Origin of the sequence: Hoeflea sp. YIM 152468 (assembly GCF_029210485.1) — a bacterium.
In the GTDB taxonomy this organism is placed as follows: domain Bacteria; phylum Pseudomonadota; class Alphaproteobacteria; order Rhizobiales; family Rhizobiaceae; genus Hoeflea.
Genome location: NZ_JARGET010000026.1, coordinates 49,118 through 70,561, shown reverse-complemented (window position 1 = coordinate 70,561; position 21,444 = coordinate 49,118). Strand labels below are relative to the sequence as shown.

At 59.6% G+C, this 21,444-nt stretch carries 17 protein-coding genes; 1 reads left to right on the top strand and 16 read right to left on the bottom strand.

Annotated elements, in window-relative coordinates:
* From PZ897_RS13775 to PZ897_RS13765, 3 genes are all read right to left on the bottom strand, one after another.
* Complete coding sequence (locus PZ897_RS13775; RefSeq protein WP_275752990.1) at positions 1-2,019, bottom strand: ABC transporter permease subunit; 2,019 nt, start codon at positions 2,017-2,019, stop codon at positions 1-3.
* Between the two features lie 8 nt (positions 2,020-2,027).
* Positions 2,028-3,050 carry a betaine/proline/choline family ABC transporter ATP-binding protein gene (locus PZ897_RS13770; RefSeq protein WP_275752988.1) on the bottom strand — a complete coding sequence of 341 codons (1,023 nt, stop codon included), beginning with the start codon at positions 3,048-3,050 and terminating at the stop codon, positions 2,028-2,030.
* A 144-nt stretch (positions 3,051-3,194) separates the two neighbouring features.
* Positions 3,195-4,181: an ABC transporter substrate-binding protein gene (locus PZ897_RS13765; RefSeq protein WP_275752986.1), complete on the bottom strand. Its 987-nt coding sequence runs from the start codon at positions 4,179-4,181 to the stop codon at positions 3,195-3,197.
* 237 nt (positions 4,182-4,418) lie between these two features.
* Here PZ897_RS13765 and PZ897_RS13760 point away from each other — a divergent pair, with 237 nt between their 5' ends.
* Positions 4,419-5,204: a DeoR/GlpR family DNA-binding transcription regulator gene (locus PZ897_RS13760; RefSeq protein ID WP_275752985.1), complete on the top strand. Its 786-nt coding sequence runs from the start codon at positions 4,419-4,421 to the stop codon at positions 5,202-5,204.
* 390 nt (positions 5,205-5,594) lie between these two features.
* On the opposite strand, the gene PZ897_RS13755 is transcribed toward PZ897_RS13760, so the two are convergent.
* The 13 genes from PZ897_RS13755 to PZ897_RS13695 all read right to left on the bottom strand — a co-directional run bounded on the left by PZ897_RS13755 (position 5,595) and on the right by PZ897_RS13695 (position 21,375).
* Positions 5,595-6,338, bottom strand: a complete 744-nt coding sequence (locus PZ897_RS13755) for an ABC transporter permease (protein ID WP_275753162.1) — start codon at positions 6,336-6,338, stop codon at positions 5,595-5,597.
* Positions 6,339-6,777: 439 nt separating this feature from the next.
* Entirely contained in the window at positions 6,778-8,361 is a 1,584-nt protein-coding gene (locus PZ897_RS13750; RefSeq protein ID WP_275752983.1) for an ABC transporter permease, read from the bottom strand.
* An 87-nt stretch (positions 8,362-8,448) separates the two neighbouring features.
* Entirely contained in the window at positions 8,449-9,483 is a 1,035-nt protein-coding gene (locus PZ897_RS13745) for an extracellular solute-binding protein (protein ID WP_275753160.1), read from the bottom strand.
* A gap of 152 nt (positions 9,484-9,635) precedes the next feature.
* Positions 9,636-10,736, bottom strand: a complete 1,101-nt coding sequence (locus PZ897_RS13740; protein WP_275752981.1) for an ABC transporter ATP-binding protein — start codon at positions 10,734-10,736, stop codon at positions 9,636-9,638.
* Between the two features lie 370 nt (positions 10,737-11,106).
* Complete coding sequence (locus tag PZ897_RS13735) at positions 11,107-12,615, bottom strand: mannitol dehydrogenase family protein (RefSeq protein ID WP_275752980.1); 1,509 nt, start codon at positions 12,613-12,615, stop codon at positions 11,107-11,109.
* Between the two features lie 36 nt (positions 12,616-12,651).
* Positions 12,652-13,656, bottom strand: coding sequence for an ABC transporter ATP-binding protein (locus PZ897_RS13730; protein WP_275752979.1), 1,005 nt, complete (start codon positions 13,654-13,656; stop codon positions 12,652-12,654).
* 12 nt (positions 13,657-13,668) lie between these two features.
* On the bottom strand, positions 13,669-14,499 hold the full coding sequence (locus PZ897_RS13725) for a carbohydrate ABC transporter permease (protein WP_275752977.1): 831 nt from the start codon (positions 14,497-14,499) through the stop codon (positions 13,669-13,671).
* A 4-nt stretch (positions 14,500-14,503) separates the two neighbouring features.
* The gene (locus tag PZ897_RS13720) at positions 14,504-15,376 is read right to left on the bottom strand and encodes a sugar ABC transporter permease (RefSeq protein ID WP_275752975.1); all 873 of its coding nucleotides are present in this window, start codon (positions 15,374-15,376) and stop codon (positions 14,504-14,506) included.
* 90 nt (positions 15,377-15,466) lie between these two features.
* Positions 15,467-16,774 carry a sugar ABC transporter substrate-binding protein gene (locus PZ897_RS13715; protein ID WP_275752974.1) on the bottom strand — a complete coding sequence of 436 codons (1,308 nt, stop codon included), beginning with the start codon at positions 16,772-16,774 and terminating at the stop codon, positions 15,467-15,469.
* Between the two features lie 164 nt (positions 16,775-16,938).
* Positions 16,939-17,895 carry a sugar-binding transcriptional regulator gene (locus PZ897_RS13710; RefSeq protein WP_275752972.1) on the bottom strand — a complete coding sequence of 319 codons (957 nt, stop codon included), beginning with the start codon at positions 17,893-17,895 and terminating at the stop codon, positions 16,939-16,941.
* A 4-nt stretch (positions 17,896-17,899) separates the two neighbouring features.
* Entirely contained in the window at positions 17,900-18,583 is a 684-nt protein-coding gene (locus PZ897_RS13705; RefSeq protein WP_275752971.1) for an HAD family hydrolase, read from the bottom strand.
* A gap of 448 nt (positions 18,584-19,031) precedes the next feature.
* Complete coding sequence (locus PZ897_RS13700) at positions 19,032-19,994, bottom strand: D-glycerate dehydrogenase (protein WP_275752970.1); 963 nt, start codon at positions 19,992-19,994, stop codon at positions 19,032-19,034.
* 211 nt (positions 19,995-20,205) lie between these two features.
* Complete coding sequence (locus PZ897_RS13695) at positions 20,206-21,375, bottom strand: acetate/propionate family kinase (protein ID WP_275752968.1); 1,170 nt, start codon at positions 21,373-21,375, stop codon at positions 20,206-20,208.
* Positions 21,376-21,444 lie beyond the last annotated feature (69 nt).

Here is a 21,444-nt window from a genome sequence, read left to right as displayed (position 1 = left end):
TTACTCCAGACCAAGGCGGCGGCGGGTGTGACTGGCGCCGGCCGAGATCAAGCGGTCGGCTACAATGGCGATGGCGGCGATTGACAGACCTGCCACGAGGCCCCGCCCGGTGTCGGCCTTGGTCAGCGCGATGTAGACTTCCTGGCCAAGATCGCGGGTGCCGACCAGCGCGGTGATGACCAGCATGGACAGGGCAAACATGATGGTCTGGTTGAGCCCGAGCAGAATCTCGGGAAGCGCCAATTTGAGCCGGATACGGGTGAGAATCTGCCACTCTGTGCAGCCCATGGCGCGACCGGCTTCGATCAGCCTGGGGTCGACCTTGCGGATGCCGAGCGCGGTGTAACGGATGGCCGGGGCAACGGCGAAAGCCACAACTGCAATCATGGCGGTGAAATCGCCGACCCGGAACAGCATCACGGCCGGCATCAGATAGACAAAGCTCGGCAGTGTTTGCAGCGTGTCGATGGCCACCTGCACCCCGGACCAGATGCGGTCGCGGGTGGCCGACAAGATGCCGATCGGAACGCCGATCAGCGCGGCGATCGCCGCCGAGATGCCACAGAGATAGACGGTGATCATGGCCTTTTCCCACTGGCCGGTGACGGCAATGAACAGCGGAAGGCAGACGGTGAGCAGTGCCAGCCGCCAGCCGCCAAGCCTGTAGCCGGCAAAGCCCAGAAACGCCGTCACGCCAAGCCAGGGAAGATCGCCGAGAAAGCGCTTGAACGGGATCAAGACATTGAGCAGCATGGTATTCTTGATCGCTTCCAGCGCATCGAAATAGTTGATGTTGATCCAGGCAACGACTTCCGACCAGAAAGTGCCTGTCGAGAGTTGCAGTGCTTCAGGATAGGTGTGAATGGCCGGGACGGCATAGCCCAGGACGACGGTGATCAGGACCAGTCCCAAGGCCGCAGCGAGATGGGGGTGGCGGGCAACGAGCCCTGATGTCTGGTTCCCGGCGGCGGGAGCCGACAGTTTTTCAGCCGCAGCCTGGCTCAACCGGTCCATGGCAATGGCGAGCGCGACGATGGCGAAGCCGGCTTCCAAACCCGCCCCGAAATCAAGCCGCCGAAGCGCTGCCAGCACGTCAAAACCCAGCCCGCCAGCGCCGATCATCGAGGCAATGATGACCATGTTCAGCGACAGCATGATCACCTGGTTCATGCCCACCATCAGGCTTTCACGCGCCGCCGGGACCATCACCCGCCAGGTCATCTGCCGGTCGGTGCAACCGACCATGTTGCCCAGGTCGATGATTTCGGAGGGGACGGCACGCAGTGCCAGAATCGCGATGCGAGTCATCGGCGGAGTCGCGAAAATCAGGGTGGCGATCACCGCTGCGGTAGGACCAAATCCGAACAGGAAAAGCACCGGAACGAGATAGGCAAACACCGGAATTGTTTGCATCAGGTCGAGCACTGGCGCAATCACGCGCTCAACCCAGCGCCACCGCCAAGCTGCGATGCCGAACAGCAATCCGAAGACAACACCCAAGGGTGCGGCCACCAGAATCGAGGCAAGGGTGATCATGGCGCTGGTCCATTGCCCGAAGACCGCCAGAAACAGGAAGCAGCCGCCGGCCAGCAGCGCCAGCGAGATGCCGCCAAGCCAATGCCCAAGCAGCATGACCAGGCCGATCACGGCAACGCATGGCAAGGGTGGCACGATCTGGATTGCCGAAGAACCGCTGCCTTCGAGAAATCCGGTAGAAAGCAGGCTCGCGGCCAGGGTATAGGGCACATCCAATACCGCGGAAACAAAGCGGGTGAAATCGGTAAAGCTGAACAGGCCAAAACTGGCTTCGTCAATCAGCCACTTCATTGCGGCGCTGATCCACTTTGCCAGCTTCACCACATGGGTTTTCGGATACTCGAAGGCCGCAGGCCAAACCGGCTTGGCGTAGAGCCAGAAAAGCACAAACACTGCACCGGCCGCCACCCAGGCAATCGGCAAGCGGAATGACGGTGGCGGCGCCGGGGCTGCATCGGATTTCAACAGGGGCGCTCCGGACATCGCCATGATCAGCCTTGCAACATCAGCGCAACGACGGTTTCGCGGTCGAGCCTGCCTATGAGTTCACCGGCGTCATCCGTGACGCCAAGATGCGCAACGCCATCAAGAAACAATGGCGCCGCGTCGGCGATGGTGGAACGCGCCGAGACAACCGGCCCCTCGACGCTGCCAGAATCGGCAGGGACCATCAGACTGCGGGTCCGGATCACCTTGGCGCGGGCAACATTCTTGGTAAATTCCGCCACATAGGAGGTGGCCGGTGTCAGCACGATCTCTTCGGGCGTGCCGGCCTGGACGATCTCGCCGTCTTTCATGATGGCGATCCGGTCAGCAAGGCGAATTGCTTCATCGAAATCATGGGTGATGAAGACGATGGTCTTGTGCAGCTTGGTTTGCAGGCGCATGAACTCGTCCTGCATCTCGCGGCGGATAAGCGGGTCGAGCGCCGAGAAAGGCTCGTCGAGAAACCAGATTTCCGGTTCAACGGCGAGCGAGCGGGCAATGCCGACCCGTTGCTGCTGGCCGCCAGAGAGCTGCCGGGGAAAGGCGCTTTCCTTTCCATTCAGACCGACCAGGTCAATCATCTCGCGCGCCCGTGCTTCGCGGGCAGGACGGTTCATGCCCTGGATGTCGAGTGGAAAGGCAACATTGTCGAGCACCGTGAGGTGCGGCAGCAGGGCGAAATGCTGGAACACCATGCCCATCTGGTGACGGCGGATCTCGATCATCCGCGACTGCGACAGCTTGAGCAGGTTCTCACCCTTGAACAGCACATCGCCACCCGAGGGCTCAATCAGGCGCGACATCAGCCTGACCAGCGTCGATTTGCCTGATCCCGACAGGCCCATGATGACGAAGATCTCGCCTTCGTGCACGTCCAGGTCGACCCGCCGGACAGCGCCGACGAGTCCTGCCCGGGCGATGGCTGCTGCTTCGGGGCGCCCATTGTGCTGGGCCAGAAAGGCGGCGGCATCCGCGCCGAACAATTTCCATACGTTGCGGCAGACGAGCCTGGCTTCGGGAGTGGTCATGGATAACTCAGTCTGGACTGCAGGAAAACCGGGCGGGATGCGCCGACCCGCACGGGGTCTGATGCGTGATCTGTGGCCTGCACCCGGACCTTGCAGCCCGGTTGCAGTTTGTCAGACGGATGCAGCACCATCCAGCCAGGCCGGTTACTTCTTGATCCAGCCCGACCAGCGGGCTTCATTGGCGCTCATCCAGTCTCCGACGACCTCGGAGATCGACTTGCCGTCAAGATCGACTTCGGTGATCATCTTGCCCATCTCGTCATTGTCGATGGTGAACGCCTTGATGGCGTCATAGGCGCCGGGCCATTTGTCCTTCACCCCGGCCCAGCCGACCTTCCAGATCTCGCCGAAGGGCTTACCGCAGTCATAGGCCATGTCAGGATTGAGGCCTGTGGCGGCGTCATTGTAGCACTCCGCCGAATATTCCGGGAACTCGACCCAGGCACCGTCATATTTGGCCGGGGCCCAATGCGGCGCGTAGATCCACAGCATGATCGGTGCCTTGCGCTGATAGGCGCTTTCGAGTTCCGCAAAAAGCGCGGCATCGGTTCCGGCGTGGATCACCTCGAAAGGAAGATCGAGCGCTTCGACGCGCTCGTCATCGAACCCGCCCCAGGTCACCGGTCCACCCAGGTAGCGGCCTTTGGGCGCTGTCTCCGCCGTGGAGAAAGCTTCGGCGCAAGCGGTGTCCTTGAGCGCTTCCCAGTCGGGCAGGCCCGGACATTTCTCGACCATGTAGGACGGGTACCACCACTCTTCCTTGGCCTTCATGCCGGTCGGCCCGAAATTCTCGACATTACCGGTTGCAGTGGCGGCATCCATGGCATCACGGCCAGTGGTTTCCCACATTTCCATGGCGACATGGAGGTCGCCGGTTTCCAGTCCGGCGAACTGGGCCAGATAATCGGCCTGGACATATTCGATGGAATAGCCGGCTTTCTTGAGCACCTCGCCCATGATTTCCGTGGTGATCAACTGTCCGGTCCAGTCGTGGAGCGTCAGCTTGATCGAGTCGGTGGATTCCTGGGCCATTGCCGAAGCAGCCAGACCGAAACAAGAAGCGCTCGAGATGACGAGCGCCGCGGTCAGTTGCCTGGAGGTGCGGCCGGAAAAGTACTTGGCTGAATGCATGTCGAGCCTCCTGTTCACCCTGTTGTGTCTCGCATTCCGGCGCCTTTGATTGCCCAAGAAGAGACCAAGCAGCAGCGCATCCGTACGTGACTTTTTAACCCTCCAATCCCACACCAGGCTTTGGCCCTTGTCAATCAATTCTGTGGCTATATTTCGTTTTGCTGCCCGATTGAGTTCGTTTTGATTGATTCCATGGGACTGTTCGCCTAGAAAGCAGACGGGAATACAGGTGTCAGAATGCTGTCGAAACGTCATACGGAGATCATGCGGATACTGGCCGACGAGGGTACCGTGACCATCTCGCGGCTTGCTGCCCGGCTTGGTGTTTCGCTTGAGACGGTCCGGCGCGATGTGCGCCCGCTGACTGAAAGCGGGTCGGTTCTGAAAATCCACGGGGCTGTGGGATTGGCGGGACAGGTTGGAGAAGCGCCGTTTCAGCGGCGCATGCGTGAAAATTCCGACAGCAAGCGTCGGATTGCCCGCGAAATGGCGCAACTGATTCACAATGGCGATTCCGTCATGCTCGACACGGGAACGACGACAAGCTTTGTGGCGCGTGAATTGCTCGGTCACCGGCGGCTCACCGTGGTGACCAATTCCTCCGACATTGCCCGGACCTTGGCGACAGTAAACGGCAACAAGGTCTATATGGCGGGTGGTGAACTCAGAAGCGATTCTGGCGCCGCTTTCGGGGTTTCGGCGATTGAGTTCATCAGCCGTTTCACCGTCAATCATGCCGTTATTTCGGCGGGGGCAATGGACGCCAGTGGGGTGATGGACTTCGACCTTGAGGAATCGGAATTTGCCCGCATGGTACTGTCATGCGGAGAGCGCAAGCTGGTGGTTTCGGACCATACCAAGTTTGACCGGCGCGGCCTGGTTACCGTCTGCGACTATTCGGCATTCGATCAGCTAATCACAGACCGTGATCCGCCTGCGCATATCTCGGCGGCGCTGGCTGCTGCGGACACGCAGTTGACCATTGCCGGAGCCGGCCAGAGCGAAGCCGCGCAAGGGGAGTAAAACCACCGCAAGCGGTGTAAGTCACATGTCAGGATGCGCAAAGGACAGTGGGGCACTGTGACTGAATGCATGTCCGTTGACGTTCAATCCGATCCGATCGAGCCTGAACTGCCTTAGCGCCGGATGATCGTCTCTTCCCGACCATGGGGGATATCGGTGACGTTTCCCGAACCAGATTCGGTGATGATGAAAAATGTCCTATTCGCCACCGGCGCCGGCGGTTCCTTCCGGGATCGTGACCATCGGCTCCTCATCCTGAATGTTGGCGTGACCGGGACGTGAAGCCGGTTCTTGTAATGTAGCCGATTTTCAACCCAAAGCCGATCGCGGAATTGACATGGCTTGGCCGGTTGGCGGCCTCAGCGACTGGTCAATCGGGCCTGGCCGCTGTCAGCCTGGCGACAAGCCCCGCAAACGTTCCGAACGGCGGCGCAGCAATTCGAGCGTGGTCAAGAGCAGCATCGAAACGCCGACAAGAAGCGTGGCGACCGCGAGGATGGTGGGCGAGATCTGTTCACGCAAGCCGGTGAACATCTGCCAGGGCAGGGTCTTCTGCCCCGCCGAGCCGACAAACAGCACCACCACCACTTCGTCGAATGAGGTGATGAAGGCGAACAGGCCGCCGGAAATCACACCCGGCAGGATCAGCGGCATCTGCACCTTGAAGAAGGTTGTCACCGGGTTGGCGCCCATATTGGCCGCCGCGCGCGTCAGCGATTTGTCGAAGCCGACCAATGTGGCCGTCACGGTGATGATGACGAAGGGAATGCCAAGGGCGGCATGAGCCAGAACCACGCCGATATAGGTACCCTGCAGACCGATGCGCGAATAGAAGAAATACATGCCGGCAGCCGAAATGATCAATGGCACGATCATCGGTGAAATCAGGATCGCCATGATCGCCCGCCGGAACGGCACATGCGGTTGCGACAGGCCGATGGCGGCCAGTGTGCCGAGCGAGACCGAAATCATGGTCGCCGCAGGCGCAATCTGGATCGAGTTCTTTAGCGCTTGCTGCCAGTCGGGATTGGTGAAGAAATCGCGGTAATGCTTGAATGAATAGCCTTCGGGATCAAACGACAGCATTGCCGGTGTAAAGGTGAAGAAATTTTCGGCGTTGAAGCTCAACGGCATCACCGTGAGGATCGGTGCAATCAGGAAAAAGAAGATGATGCCGCAGATGAGCTTGTACGTGTTGTGCCACAAGACCTGGCCCGGTGTTGCATAGATCTGCGTCCCGGCGCGGTAGCTGCCGGTGGACAGCCAATAGCTCAGCCAGCCGAGCACGAAGCCCACAATCAGTCCGCCGACAATGCCGCCGCTGCCGGCCAATACCAGCCCGACGATTGCGAAAAGGACGGTGGTCGCGGCGATGCCCGTGCGTTTGGAGGGGACATAGGTGGCAAGGACCCAGGCAAGGATCACGCCGCAAACGGCGCCGATGGCCGTTCCGGCAAGCGGCGCACCATTTGCAGTGCCGACGAGGAAGCCAAAGCCGGCGCCGGCAAGGGCCATGAGCGGCAGAACGAAGCGGACGAGGTCGACTTCAGGCTTTTTGAATTTGCGCATTGGTCTACCCCAGGCTCACATTGTCGATGCCCACGATGCGGTCATAGACCCAGTAGAGCAACAGCACGACCGCCAGCAGGATCGTCCCCAGTGCGGCCGCGAGGCCCCAGTTGAGCGAGGACGAGATGTGGTAGGCGATCCGGTTGGAAATGAAGGTGCCCGTCGTGCCGCCGACCAGTTCGGGGGTGATGTAGTAGCCGATGGACAGGATGAAAACGAGGATCGATCCGGCGCCGATGCCCGGCACAGACTGCGGGAAATAGACCCTCCAGAAAGCGGTCCAGTCGGTCGCGCCGAGCGATTTGGCGGCGCGCACATAGGTTTGTGGAATGGTTTTCATCACCGAGTAGAGCGGCAGGATCATGAACGGCAGCAGGATGTGGGTCATGGCGACGATGGTGCCGAACTGGTTGTTGATCATCACCAGCCGGTCGCCGTCGCTGACCAGGCCAAGCCAGACCAGAATATCATTGATGACGCCCTGTTGCTGCAGCAGCACCTTCCAGGCCGATGTCCGCACCAGAAGCGAGGTCCAGAACGGCAGCAGGACCAAAATCAACAGCAGGTTCGATGTCCTGAGCGGCAGGTTGGACAGCAAATAGGCGATCGGGTAGCCGAGCAGGATGCATGAGCCCATGATCACCACGCTCATGAACATGGTGCGGCCAAACAACAGCATGTAGACCTTCTGGTTTTCCGGCTGCTGCTCGATACCGGCGGGGGTTTGTTTCAGATCCACCGAGGCGAGAAAATAGCCGGCGGTGTAGGGCGATGAAAAGGCCTTCACGGTGCCCCAGACCTGCGGACTGGCCCAATCCTCGTCCATCTTGATGAACTGATCCTTGAGCGAGACCGTTTCAAATCCGTCGACCGCGCTGTCGGCTGCCATGAGGAGCCCGGCTTCGGCACCGGTATAGGCGGCGATGGCCGTTGCCGGCTGATTGGCCAGGTCGCGATACAGCGTGGTGTAGATGAAGTCGTCAGGCTGTTCCTCGGCCAGCAAGTCGCCCTTGTTGGCGACGATGCGCTTCCAGGAATCCCATGCAGAAGCAGTCTCGGGCAATGCGGTGGCGACACCGGGCTGCTCCATCAGGACCACCCAGACGGCGGGTTCGACCCATTTCGGATCGAGGGCTTCAAACTGCTCGGTATAGATGCTGGTGCCCATGCGGCGAAGTCCTCGCCCGGTCTTGCGCAGCAGCGACGACATGCCGGTGGTCTCGTAGTTGAGACGCGAGCCCAATCTCGTGTGGGTCTTGAATTCTTCCGCCTCCGAGAGATCGACATAAAGCGCCGCGAAAACTTCTTTTTCCGGCGCCGCGGCCTTGCCGTCGTCGTAGTCCCAGTCCTGCAAGGCGATGACGGTGCGCGGAAGGGTCTGCGACACAATATCGTTTTCCACCGAACGGAACAGCATGTCGGCGATCGGGGCGATGAAGCTTATCAGCACGAACAGCAGCAGCGGCGCAATCAATACCAGCGCCCGGAGCTTCTGCCGGCGAAGCGCGATCTGCAGGCTCTTCTTCAGCGGGATGCCGTCAGCAGTCAGCATCGGACCGTCTGAAGGGGTGTGCGTGGCATCGGTCATAGGGGCCGGCTCCGTCCTGCTGTCGCATCAATTCGAATCGGATGGCTCGGGAGGGGCCGCAAACGGCCCCTCCCGCACTGTCGTTGCTTACTGGGCAAGCCAGGCCTGGAACTTGGCATCCAGATCGTCGCGGTAATCGGCCCACCATGTGTAGTTGTACAGGAAGGTGTTGGTCGCATTGGCCGGATCGGTCGGCATATGCGGAGCCATGTCGATTCCGAGATCGGCATGCTTGCCAACCAGCGGTGCGGACGAGTTGCGGGCAGGACCATAGGAGATGTACTTGGCCTGATCTGCCAGACGCTGAGTGTCGGTGGCAAACTTGACGAAGTCCTCAACCCGCGCCTGATGCTCGGCAGGCAGACCTGCGGGAATGATCCAGCCGTCCAGATCGAACACCTGGGCGTCCCACAGCATGGCGACAGGCTGCTTCTGTTCTTCGATCACGCTGAAAAGACGGCCGTTATAGGTCGAGCCCATGACCACTTCGCCATCGGCGAGCAGCTGCGGCGTATCGGCACCTGCCGACCACCAGACCACCTCATCCTTGATCGTGTCGAGCTTGGCCAGTGCACGGGCCTGGCCTTCTTCGGTCTCGAGCACGTCATAGACGTCAGCCTTGGCGACACCGTCGCAAAGCAGGGCCCATTCCATGTTGTTGATCGGGCGCTTCTCGAGCGAACGCTTGCCCGGATATTTTTCAAGGTCAAACACGTCGCAGATATTGGTTGGCGGTGTGTCGCCGACCATGTCGGTGCGGTAGCCGAAGGTGGTCGAATAAACGATTTGCGGGATGAAGCAATCGCTGACCAGCAGGTCGCCGAAGTCTTCCGATGCCGGTGTGCCGTCGGTGGCAGGCAACAGCAGCTCATCGGCGTCAAATTCCATCGCCAGGCCTTCATCGCACAGCCGGATGGCATCGGCGGCAACAACGTCAACCAGATCCCAGGTGATGTTGCCGGCTTCGTTCATGGCGCGCAGCTTGGCCACGGCTTCGGCCGAGCTTTCGTCCCAGACGATCTTGAGATCAGGGTGCATCGCCTGATAGGGCTCCGAATAGGCCGCGATCTGACTCTTCTGGTAGGCGCCACCCCAGCTGACCAGGGTCAAGGTGTCGGCCATCTTGACGTCTTGGGCGTGCACGCCGGTGGTTGCCAGTGCGGCTCCGCACAACAATGTTGCTAGTTTGAATTTCATACTTGTTCTCCTTGTTAGGATTCCCGTTGTGATTCCCCCCACGGCTCGGGCTGACACTGGGGGTATGGTTTCTGCTGTTAAGCGTCGAGCGCGCGGCAATCCTGCGGACGCCAGCCGATCTCGATCATTTCACCGGGCTTGAGCCGGCGCTGATCCGGGGCGTTGCGGGTCTTGACGATGAAATCGTCCTTGCCGGCAACCCTGAGCCGGGTGCGGTAGATGTCACCCATATAGATGAATTCCAGCACTTCGGCCTTGAGCGTATGGGCGTCAGGCAGAAGCCGCTCGCGGTTGAACTCGACCCGTTCGGGGCGAATGGAGACCAGTGTCCGGTCGCCGACATTGCTGACATTGACCGGAACGGTATCGATGAGATCGCCATTGTCGAGGCGGACAACCGCGCTGTCCTTGTCCATCTTCTCGACTTTGCCCATCAACGTGTTGTTCTCGCCGATGAACTGCGCAACGAAACTGTTTTGCGGTTGCTCGTAGAGTTCGTCCGGCGGCGCCAGTTGCTGGATGCGGCCGTCTTCGAACACGGCGACCCGGTCCGACATCGTCAGCGCCTCGGTCTGGTCATGGGTGACATACACAACCGTAATGCCAAGCTTGTCGGAAATGTGCTTGATCTCGAACTGCATGTGCTCGCGCAATTGCTTGTCGAGCGCGCCGAGCGGTTCATCCATGAGCACCAATTCGGCTTCGAACACCAACGCGCGGGCCAGCGCGATGCGCTGTTGTTGGCCACCTGACAGTTGCGCTGGCCGACGGCCGCCAAAGTCGCCCATCTGCACCATGTCGAGAGCGCGCTGAACCTTTGTTTCGCGTTCCGCCTTGCCCATCTTACGAACCTCAAGCGGAAACGAGAGGTTTTCAGCGACAGTCATGTGCGGGAACAGGGCGTAATTCTGGAACACCATGCCGATGCCGCGCTTGTGCGGAGGAATGTTGTTGATTTCCTTGCCGTCCAGCCTGATCGCGCCATTGGTGGCGGTCTCGAAGCCTGCCAGCATCATCAGACAGGTGGTTTTGCCTGATCCCGACGGGCCCAGCATTGTAAGAAACTCGCCCCGGGCAATGGAAAGATTGAGGTCTTTTACGACTAGGTTTTCCCCGTCATAGCTCTTCTGCACTCCGTCGAAGACGACAAAGCCTTCATCCGTGTTGGTTGATACCAAAAACACGCTCCCTAACTGATACGGGCTGTTGCGCCCTTCCCCTTATTGATGGTTCGCCAATTGATTTGACGGTTGCCATCCTGTCGATATTGTCGACTTGCTTAATTTTTACAGATGCAGGCTTGGCTGTCCACCCGTATGACGCATATGATTTGGCAGAGTGTCAATAATAGGCAACGTTGTTGAGAGGCCTACTATTGATGCAGTGTCTGTTGATGGCTGTACAGTTTGCGCAAATTGCGAAAACGTCCTCTCGGACAGGATGGGGCTGTGATGGAGGTTTGTCGCAATATTTGCGGGAAGCCAAGCAGAAGAAATGGACCGCATTTCCCGCGAAAACGATTGGCAGCAATCTGCTCCCGTCATAGCCTCAGTCTGATCCATCAGCCAGATATTCGGCGAGCACGACACGGGTTGGATTGGTCTGGAGGCGGATGAGAGCCTTGCGGAAGGCTCCGGCGAAGACAGGCGCATCGGCGAGCGTGCCGAAAATATCCGCCATGGCCAGAAATGCGTGCGGATCTGTCTTGGCCGCCAGAGCGTGCTTGCGCAATCTTGTCGCATTGGTGTCTTCAAGATCGATGGTGGTGCCGTCGTCGCGGCAACCGGCGCAGTAATGGCACCAGAGCGCCACTTCCAGTGCCAGACCGTCGACCGATTGGCCGGCGAGCAATCGCGTTTCTACGGTCGGCAAAATGAACTTTGGTTGACGGTTGGAGCCGTCAAGGCAAAGTCTGGGGATGGTGTCGCCCAAAGCCGCGTTGGCAAATCGCGCAGCCACAACGGTGATGTATCTGGAGAGGTTAACTCCTTCTATATGCGGCACCGTCGGCAGGATCTCCTCGACGGTGAGCTTGTTCAGGAAACCGGCAATCAGAGGGTCGGCCATGGCTTCGTGGACGAAATGGTGCCCCAACAATGCCGCGGCATAGGCAATCGTTGCGTGTCCGCCGTTCAGTATCCGCAGTTTCATCAATTCATAGGGCGCAACATCGCTGACGAAGTCGACTCCCACCTTTTCAAGCGAAGGCCGTCCAAGCGGAAACGTATCCTCCATCACCCATTGGCGGAATGGTTCGCAAACAACCGGCGCCGCATCGTCGATACCGTAATTGCTGCGCACCAGGTCAATTTCGCGGGCTCCGGTGGCCGGCGTTATGCAATCGACCATCGAATTGGGAAATGCCACGTGGGCGGCGATCCAGTCTGACAGATCAGGATCCATCAGCTGCGCCAAACCCAGAAGGGTGGTGCGAGCGACATGGCCGTTTTCGGGAAGGTTGTCACACGACATCACTGTAAACGGCGCGATGCCATCTGCCCGCCGTGCGGCCAATGCCGCAATCATGGCGCCGAACACGGTGTGTGGTTCATCCCTGTTGCCCGCGTCACGGATGATCGCCGGGTGGGTCGGATCAAAGCCGCCGGTTTCGGCGCTGAGAAAATAGCCACCTTCCGTCACGGTCAAAGACACGATGCGGATTTTCGGATCCTGCATCGCCGCAACGAGAGAAGCGGGATCGACAGGAGCAAAATCAATCATGGAGCCGATGATGTCAGCCCGGTATCCGTCCGGGTCAAGTTCGACCACGGTGGTGAGCCAGTCCTGGGCCCCAAGCTTCTCGCGCATGGAGGTGTCGAAATGCATCAGCCCTGCGCCGATGATCGCCCAATCGTGATCCTCGCCCAGTTCGAACAGACGGTGAAAATAGTGGGCCTGATGGGCGCGGTGAAAATTGCCGACGCCGATGTGCAAGACACCGGCGCTCAAGGCGCTGCGGTCATAGCCGGGCGCGCTGACGCCTACGGGGAGGTTGATCAAAGCCGCCGTGTTCAGCCGTGCTGGTGTATGCGGCCTGGATTGAGGAGTTTCAGACATCAGTGCATCCCGTTGCCGCAAGACCAGTCAGACGGTTCATTTCAGTCGCAACCCGGCTTGGTCGAAGCGGTGGATCTTCTCGGCATCTGGTGTCAGGTAGACGGTGTCTCCGGCCCGCAGTTCGACCTCGCCACTGACGCGGACAGTGATGTCGTCGGCCAGACCGGTGTCATGGACGTAGAAGAAAGTGTCTGATCCCAAGTGTTCGGAAACGCCGACGCGGCCCTTCCACAGGCCCTCGGTCGGGGAGACAGAAATGTGCTCGGGGCGGATGCCGATGGTGCTGGCACTGCGTTTTGCCGCCTCGGATCCTGAAATCAGGTTCATCTTCGGCGAGCCGATGAAGCTGGCGACAAAGAGGTTGCGCGGAGCCCTGTAGAGTTCCAGCGGCGATCCCACCTGTTCGATATGGCCGGCGCGCAGCACCACGATCTTGTCGGCCATGGTCATGGCCTCGACCTGGTCGTGGGTGACGTAGACCATGGTGGTCTTGAGCCGCTCATGCAGTTCGGAGATTTCCAGACGCATGCCGACGCGCAGGGCGGCGTCTAGATTGGACAGCGGCTCGTCGAACAGGAAGGCCGCGGGTTCGCGCACGATGGCGCGGCCGATGGCAACCCGCTGGCGCTGGCCGCCCGAGAGCTGGCCTGGACGGCGGTCGATGTAGTCCGCGAGGTTGAGCACCTTGGCGGCATTGTCGATGCGTCGTTTCTGCTCGGCCTGATCCATGCCCGCCATCTTGAGCGGGAAGGCAATGTTCTTGCGCACGCTCATGTGTGGATAGAGCGCATAGGATTGGAACACCATGGCCAGGCCGCGCTTGGCGGGCGGGGTTTCGGTGGCATCCTTGCCGTCAATGCGGATCTGGCCGCCCGTGACATCTTCAAGGCCTGCGATCAGACGCAGCAGGGTGGACTTTCCGCAGCCCGAAGGGCCGACGAAGACGACGAACTCGCCCTCTTCTATGGTCAGGTCGAGCGGTGGAATGACCTCGACGTCGCCGAAGCGCTTGGTCACCTTGTCGAGTGTAATGCGTCCCATGATTCAGGTTCCTTATTTCACAGCGCCGAAGGTGAGGCCGCGGACGAGCTGTTTCTGGCTGAACCAGCCAAGAATGAGGATTGGTGCAATGGCCATGGTGCTGGCAGCCGACAGCTTGGCATAAAACAGGCCTTCCGGGCTTGAGTAGCTGGCGATGAAGGCGGTCAGCGGGGCGGCTTTTGCCGCCGTCAGATTGAGGGTCCAGAAAGCTTCGTTCCAGGCCAGGATGACGTTCAGCAGCAGGGTCGAGGCTATGCCGGGCACCGCCATCGGAGTCAGCACATAGATGATTTCCGACCAGAGGGCGGCTCCATCCATGCGTGCGGCCTCAAGTATGTCGACCGGAATTTCCTTGAAGTAGGTATAGAGCATCCAGACGATGATCGGCAGGTTGATCAGCGTCAGCACGATCACCAGTCCCAGACGCGAATCGAGCAGACCGGTGTCGCGGAACATCAGGTAAATCGGGATCAAAACGCCGACCGGAGGCAGCATCTTGGTCGATAGCATCCACATCAGGATGTCCTTGGTCCATTTGCCGGGTACGAAGGCCATCGACCAGGCAGCCGGAATGGCAATCAGCAAGCCGAGCAGGGTAGAGCCCAGCGAGATTATCACCGAATTGGAGAAGTGCAGGCCGTAATTGGAGCGTGACTGCACGGCGGCGTAATTCTCTGTGGTCCAGTCGAAAAAGAACAGGGACGGCGGTGAAGCGATTGCCTCGGCCTCTGTCTTGAAGCTGGTCAGGACAGTCCACAGGATGGGGAAGAAGATCGCAATGCCTATCGTCCAAGCCAGAAGGGTAACGATGAGTTTACGTCGGGTGGAAACAGCGCGCGCCATGATCTCAAGCGTCCAGGTTCTTGCCGATCATCCGCATCAGGAAGATCGCGACAATGTTGGCGAGAATGACAGCAACGATGCCGCCGGCGGAACCGCCGCCCACGTCGAACTGCAACAGCGATTGCACATAGACGAGGTAGGTCAGGTTGGTGGTCGCAGTACCCGGGCCGCCATTGGTGGTGACCAGAATTTCGGCGAAGATGGAGAGCAGGAAAATGGTCTGGATCAGGATCACAACGGTGATCGCCCGACCGAGATGCGGCAGCATGATGAAAATGAACCGGTTGATAGGTCCGGCGCCGTCCATCTCTGAGGCCTCAAGCTGTTCCTGATCCAGAGATTGCAGAGCTGTGAGCAGGATCAAGGTCGCAAACGGCAGCCACTGCCAGGAGACGATGAGAATGATCGACGCCAGCGGCGCGTGGCTGAGGAAATCGAACGGCTCGAGCCCGACGGCGGTTGCCATATAGGCGAACAAGCCATTGACCGGATTCATGAACATGTTTTTCCACACAAGTGCGGAGACTGTCGGCATGACAAAGAATGGTGCAATCACCAGAATGCGGACGATGCCCTGGCCGAAGAAGGGCTGATCCAGCAGCAGTCCCAGCAAGATGCCGCCGACAACGGTAATCAACAACACGCCAAGCACCAGAATGAAAGTGTTGCCCATCGCATCGAAAAACGCCGGATCGGTCAGAAAATAGCGATAGTTGTCGAACCCGGCCCAGGACTCATTGCCGGGCGACAGCAGATTGTAGCGCAGGAACGAGAAGTAGATTGTCATGGACAGCGGGATAATCATCCAACCCAGCAGCAAAATCACTGCGGGTGATATCATCAAGCGTGCTGCACTGCGTGAGTGGGCGGTCGCCATGGCTCGGTTCCTTGACAGGACGGGGACAGATTGGGTGTAAATCCGGGAGCCGGCCCGGGTAGGTTCCGGCTCCCGAGGTGGTCGGAGACCCTACTTGGGGTAGCCGGCCTTTTGCATTTCGCGCGTGGTCAGGGCCTGCGCATTAGCGAGTGCATCATCAATCGATGTCGTTCCGGCAAGGGCTGCGGAGAACTGCTGGCCAACAGCCGTCGCGATTCCCTGAAACTCGGGGATGGCAACAAACTGGACGCCGACATAAGGCACCTTGTCGACGGTCGGGTTCTGTGGATCTGCTGCATTGATGCTGTCGAGAGTCATCTTTGCAAAGGGAACCTTGGCGTATTCCGGATTTTCGTAAAGCGACGTGCGGGTGCCCGGCGGCACATTGGCCCATCCCTCATTTTCCGCAACCAGCGCCAGATACTCTTTCGACGTTGCCCATTCGACGAACGCCTTGGCAGTCTCAGCTTTCTGCGTGCCAGCAGGAATGCCCAGAGACCAGGCCCACAACCAGTTGCCGCGCTTGCCCAGACCGTTGTCCGGCGCCAGGACGAAGCCGACACTGTCGGCAACCTGAGAATCCGTGGGGTTGGTGACAAAGGATGCCGCCACGGTGGCGTCAATCCACATGCCGCATTTGCCGGTCTGGAACAGGGCAAGATTTTCGTTGAAGCCATTGTTGGCTGCACCGGGAGGGCCTGATTCATTCATCATTTCAATGTAGAAGGTCAAGGCCTCCTTCCATTGCGGACTGTCGAACTGGGCGTTCCAGTCCATGTCGAACCACTTGGCGCCAAACGAGTTGGCGGTGGCGGTCAGAAGCGCCATGTTCTCGCCCCAACCGGCCTTGCCGCGCAGGCAGACCCCGTAAATGCCCGCATCTTTGTCGGTCATGGCCGCGGCGGCTTCGCGGATAAAGGACCAAGTTGGCGCCTCCGGCATTGTCATGCCGGCCTTTTGCATCAGGTCAGTACGGTACATCACCATCGATGATTCACCGTAGAAAGGTGCCGCATAGAGTTCGCCATCGACCGTCAGGCCGCCGCGGATAGCGGGCAGCAGATCGTCAATTTCGTAGGAGGCCGGCAAGTCGTTCAAGGAAACGAGCCAACCCTGCTTGCCCCAAATCGGCACTTCGTAGGTTCCGATGGTCATCACGTCGTATTGACCGCCGCCTGTGGCGATGTCGGTCGTCACCCGCTGGCGCAGCACATTCTCTTCAAGAACCACCCAGCTTATCGTGTGGCCGGACATCTCTTCCCACGTCGACGACAGTTCCTGCATTCGGATCATGTCGCCGTTGTTGACAGTCGCGATGGTGATTTCTTCGGCTAGCGCAGCTGTGCCGAGCATCGACAACGCCGACGCGCACAGAAGCACGTTTGCAAATCTCTTCATGAATTCCTCCCAATGCCCGTGGTGGGCAATTGCCATTTGGACGAGCAAATATTCACGTATGGGCAGGTTCATGTCAATGGCGAATCGATGCTGCACCTGCACAGAAGCGGGTTCTGCTTCAATTCGCCTAATACTATCAGGACGGTAGGAATGCTGAATTTTGACTAGTGGATGAGCAATTGTTCGGCCATGGCTTCGTCCGTGATCAGGCCGTTGATCAACTTGCCGCGTAGGGCGGCCAGAACGGCATCGGTCTTGAGCGGGCCAACCGCAATGGCAATCACCGGCTTGGTCGGCGAGGCCTTGAGGGTGGCACTGGCGACCCTGTCATTGGTCAAGCCGTCAATCAGCTTGCCGTTGCGATCGAACACCCAGGATGTGATCTCGCCGGTCGCGCCGGCCTTTATCAGGGCGCGGGTTTCTTCACGGCTGACAAATCCGTCAACAAGCAGCGGAGCATTGTCGCCGATATTGCCAATCCCGACATAGGTGACGTCAGCCTGCCGCGCCAGGTCGAGGATATTGTGAACAGCTTCCTGCCGTTGCAGCAATTGTTTCTCCTCCAGCGAACGGGCGAACACCGGCAACGGCATCGGATAATGCCTGGCATTGACCCGGTCAGCCATGCGGATCACCACATTGTAAGGCGTGGCGGCGCCATCGGACATCATGTTGCCGAGCAGCGAGACAATACGATGATGCGGACAATCCATCTTGGGCAATTGCTCGACGCAGGCGCGCAGAGCGCGGCCGGTCCCCAGGGCGATGATTTTCGGATGGTCGGATTTCAGAACACGTTCGATGTGGCTTGCGGCCAGTTGCGCCACACCGGTCAAGGCTGTCGGGGTGTCCGGATCGGTGGGGGCTACCTCACAGCTGAGCAGTCCGTATTTCTCCTTCAGACCGTGGGCAAGCTCCATGCATCGGGCGATCGGGTGATCGAGCCGGACCTTGACGAGCTTTTCGCTAACGGCGAGCGAAACCAGACGCTGTGCCGATTGCCGGGAGACGCCAAGTTTGCGGGCGATTTCGTCCTGGGTGTTGCCGGCAACATAGTAGAGCCACCCGGCACGGGCTGCATCATCGAGACGGCTGGTTTCCTGATCTCCCACATTGCTCATTGGTTTACCCGTCTGCTTGGTTGCGAATGGCTAGAGGCACCATTTCGGGGAATTGCTGCCAATTGTCAAAGCACTGCACCTTTCCGCCAAGTGTCAGCACCCGCTCGCTGTTGCCCTTGAGATGGCTGCCGCCGGTAAAGCGCAGCACCGGCATGCCAGCGGCCAGGGCTGCTTCAATGCCTGGCACGGAATCTTCAATCACGAGACACCGGGCCGGGTCGGTGCACATTCGTTCAGCCGCATGCAGAAACAGGTCCGGCGCGGGCTTGCCGCGAGCGACTTCGGAGGCCGTGAAAATCCTGCCCTCGAAATGATTGAGCAATCCCGTCAGTTCGAGAGAGCGCAAAGTCCGTTTCGGCGAGCTGCTGGTGGCCACGCAAGTCCTGGTTTTGAGCCTGCCAAGCAATGTTTCGATGTCCACGGTCTGCGCCAGCTCATTTTCGAAGTGGGCGAGCAGGTCGGTGCGGTACTTTTCCTCGAAATCCGCCCCCGGCAGGAAGCTGTGCGAGGTGCGGATTTCCGCTGCAACCTTGGCCCAGCTGCGGCCAAGGAAATGGGTTTGGACATGGTCCATATCAACCGGCACGCCGACATCTGCCAGAGCCTCTATCAGCACGCGGGCGCTGATCACCTCGCTGTCGATGAGGACGCCGTCGCAATCAAAAATGATCAATTCGGGAGGGTGCAAGATTTCGTGTCAGACCTCGGTGTTCAAACAATGCTTGTAGCCGATAGCACAGCTTTTGGCATTAGTGCAGCTTTCCTGTGGGATCGACCGGTGGTGCTTGAGGTGCGAACTTTTTTGTCGGTTCAACGCTTGCGACGCGCGCTCGCGTCCACTTCTGCTGACCGCTGTGCCGGCAAGCCCGGTTCTGATTCCGGTCTGGTGGCAGATCGTCTGGGGTGTGATGGCTTATGCCATGATGCGACGCGCTTTACGGGTCAAGCGCAAGGATGACCTGACGCGAAAGCGGGTGGGGCCGCGCCGGCGGGTGTGAGTGCTGCATCAGGTCTGATGGCGCATCAGTGATCAGGTTGATAGCTGCTTCCACCGCCGGGGATTGCTGTTGCGTGAGCCGAGCGGTGCCGGTCGGTGCCATATCCCGATTTGGTCGAAGGCTGCCTCCGGCTTTGGGCTACAGCAAATCCTTCGGCGTCTCGCCGCGAAAGAACGCATCCAGATTGTCAAGTGCCCGGAACCCCATGGCGTCGCGGGTGTGCCGGGTTGCACTGCCGATATGCGGCAGCATGAAAATGTTCTGGTGTGCGGCAAAGGCCGGATTGCCGCCCGGTTCGGTGACGAAGCAATCAAGGCCGGCAGCGGCAAGGCGGCCACTGACGATAGCCTCGAGAAGGGCTGCTTCATCGACCAGGGCGCCACGTGCCGTGTTCACCAAAACAGCGCCCTCCGGCAGCATCGCGAGCCGGCCGGCATTCATCAGGCCGGTCGTTTCAGGCGTGGCCGGGCAATGAAGCGACAGGAAATCGGAAATCTCAAGCAGGCTGTCGATCGTATCGTGATAGGTCGCACCGAACTCCTCGTCCGGCGTCAGACGGCTGCGGTTGTAATAGTGAATCTCCATGTCGAAGCCGCGCGCCTTGCGGGCGAAGGCCTGCCCGACACGACCCATCCCGACAATGCCCAGACGGGCTCCGGTCACCTGTTTGCCGACCATGAAGGACGGGCTCCAGAAATTCCAGCCTCCGGAACGGACCAGGTGATCGCCCCTGATTGCATGCCTGGCCGCACCAAGCATCAGCAGCATGGCAATTTCCGCGGTTGCGTCGGAAAGCACGTCGGGCGTGTTGGTCACCGCGATCCCGCGCGATTTCAGCGCCGGCAAATCGCAATGATCGACGCCGACAGAATGATTGGCGATGATTTTCAGCCGTGGATCAAGCCTGCGGGCAACGTCCGCGTTGAACTGCTCGGAATGACAGGGAATGATGGCGTCGACCTGGGCGCTCATGCTCACCAGATCATCGGCTGTGCTCAACCCGTCGTCGAAATTGATAACAGTGTCATAATCACGCGCAGCGCGCTCGAGTGTCGCGTCCGAAAGCTTGCGGGTGATCCAGAGTCTGGGTTTGCTGCTCATTTTTTGGCCTACGGTTAAATTCATCTGAGAAATGGTCAGGGATACGGGATAAAATCACGCTTGCGATGGAAATTTCTAAACCCAATTGCCGCCTCGGAATTCACGCAGCGCACAGCACCGAGGCTAGTCCATCCTGTCATTTGCACTCTTCAAGTTCAAGTACATGCACCAGTGCGCAAACGGTCGCGACGCGTTGCCTGTCAGCCGGCGATCAAACCTGTTGCCGAAGCAGGCGAGCTATTGCCTGGGCGATGACCCGCTCTTCGTCAGCTTCGACAATAAAGGCCTGGCGGGGGCTGTCTTCAGTCGTCAACCGTATGGAGCCGGCGGCATTGGCGGTCGGATCGAACATGAATCCGAGCCATGCAAGCTTTTCCAGGGTCATGGCGCGGATCGGTGCGGCGTTTTCACCAATACCGCCTGAGAACACCAGCGCATCGACACCGCCGAGGCTGGTTGCCGCGGCCCCGATTTCCTGAACCAGCCGATCAACATACATCTCGACCGCAAAGCCCGCATCCGCATCCTTGCTGGCCAGAAGCGTACGCATGTCGCCAGACAATCCGGAGACGCCCAACAGGCCGCTCTGCTGATAAAGCAGTTTGCTGACGGCGTCCGTGCTGCCGCCATGCTGCTCGACAAGCCAGAGGACCGCTCCCGGATCAAGCCGCCCCGGGCGTTGGCCCATCATCAGTCCGTCGAGCGGCGTGAAGCCCATGGATGTCCAGAGGCTTTTGCCATCGGCCATGCCGCAGATCGAACAGCCATTGCCGAGATGGCAGGCGATCACCCGCCCTTCAGACAAGCCGAGACCGGGCAGGCTTGCGGCGACGTGCTCGTAGGAAATTCCGTGGAAGCCGTACCGGATCAGACCGTCCCGCGCAAAGCTGCGAGGCAGCGCCATCTCGCGCCGGACCGTGGCGATGCCTGCATGAAAACCGGTGTCGAAACAGGCGATCTGGGGAACCCCGGGCAAGGCCCGGGTTGCGGCGTCAATGCCTGCCAGATTGTGGGGCTGATGGCCCGGAGCCAGGGGCGTCAGGTCAGCGATGCCGGCCTGCACCAGGCTATCTATCTTGACTGGTGCAGCGAACTGCTCACCACCATGCACGATCCGGTGGCCGATGCCCGAAATGGTGCCGGCACGGGGAAGGATGATCTGGGTGAACAGCTGCGGCAAGACGTCTGCGTGCACCTGATCGGGCGCGCCGAACTGTCCGGCATCTCCCTCCGAGGTCTTGAGCCGTGGTGTCTGGCCGTGCCCGATCGCTTCAACCAGTCCGGAAAATCTGCGCTGGAAATCAGCGTCAAACAGCGCGAATTTAATCGAGGACGAGCCGCAATTGAGCGCCAGCAGGTTTTCTTGGGAGCTATCGGTCATTCGGATCGCATCCTTCCGGTTCATTTCCGCCCATCTGGGACCGGCAGCCGGGGCGCTTGCGCAGTCTCT

Bases quoted from the DNA above. Each gene is read 5' to 3' on its own strand.
- PZ897_RS13715 (WP_275752974.1), bottom strand. From the start codon at position 16,774: ATGAAGAGATTTGCAAACGTGCTTCTGTGCGCGTCGGCGTTGTCGATG.
- PZ897_RS13775 (WP_275752990.1), bottom strand. From the start codon at position 2,019: ATGTCCGGAGCGCCCCTGTTGAAATCCGATGCAGCCCCGGCGCCGCCA.
- PZ897_RS13755 (WP_275753162.1), bottom strand. From the start codon at position 6,338: ATGCCGTTGAGCTTCAACGCCGAAAATTTCTTCACCTTTACACCGGCA.
- PZ897_RS13765 (WP_275752986.1), bottom strand. From the start codon at position 4,181: ATGCATTCAGCCAAGTACTTTTCCGGCCGCACCTCCAGGCAACTGACC.
- PZ897_RS13695 (WP_275752968.1), bottom strand. From the start codon at position 21,375: ATGACCGATAGCTCCCAAGAAAACCTGCTGGCGCTCAATTGCGGCTCG.
- PZ897_RS13745 (WP_275753160.1), bottom strand. From the start codon at position 9,483: ATGGCCGACACCTTGACCCTGGTCAGCTGGGGTGGCGCCTACCAGAAG.
- PZ897_RS13730 (WP_275752979.1), bottom strand. From the start codon at position 13,656: ATGGGACGCATTACACTCGACAAGGTGACCAAGCGCTTCGGCGACGTC.
- PZ897_RS13750 (WP_275752983.1), bottom strand. From the start codon at position 8,361: ATGACCGATGCCACGCACACCCCTTCAGACGGTCCGATGCTGACTGCT.
- PZ897_RS13725 (WP_275752977.1), bottom strand. From the start codon at position 14,499: ATGGCGCGCGCTGTTTCCACCCGACGTAAACTCATCGTTACCCTTCTG.
- PZ897_RS13760 (WP_275752985.1), top strand. From the start codon at position 4,419: ATGCTGTCGAAACGTCATACGGAGATCATGCGGATACTGGCCGACGAG.
- PZ897_RS13735 (WP_275752980.1), bottom strand. From the start codon at position 12,615: ATGTCTGAAACTCCTCAATCCAGGCCGCATACACCAGCACGGCTGAAC.
- PZ897_RS13720 (WP_275752975.1), bottom strand. From the start codon at position 15,376: ATGGCGACCGCCCACTCACGCAGTGCAGCACGCTTGATGATATCACCC.
- PZ897_RS13770 (WP_275752988.1), bottom strand. From the start codon at position 3,050: ATGACCACTCCCGAAGCCAGGCTCGTCTGCCGCAACGTATGGAAATTG.
- PZ897_RS13700 (WP_275752970.1), bottom strand. From the start codon at position 19,994: ATGAGCAGCAAACCCAGACTCTGGATCACCCGCAAGCTTTCGGACGCG.
- PZ897_RS13710 (WP_275752972.1), bottom strand. From the start codon at position 17,895: ATGAGCAATGTGGGAGATCAGGAAACCAGCCGTCTCGATGATGCAGCC.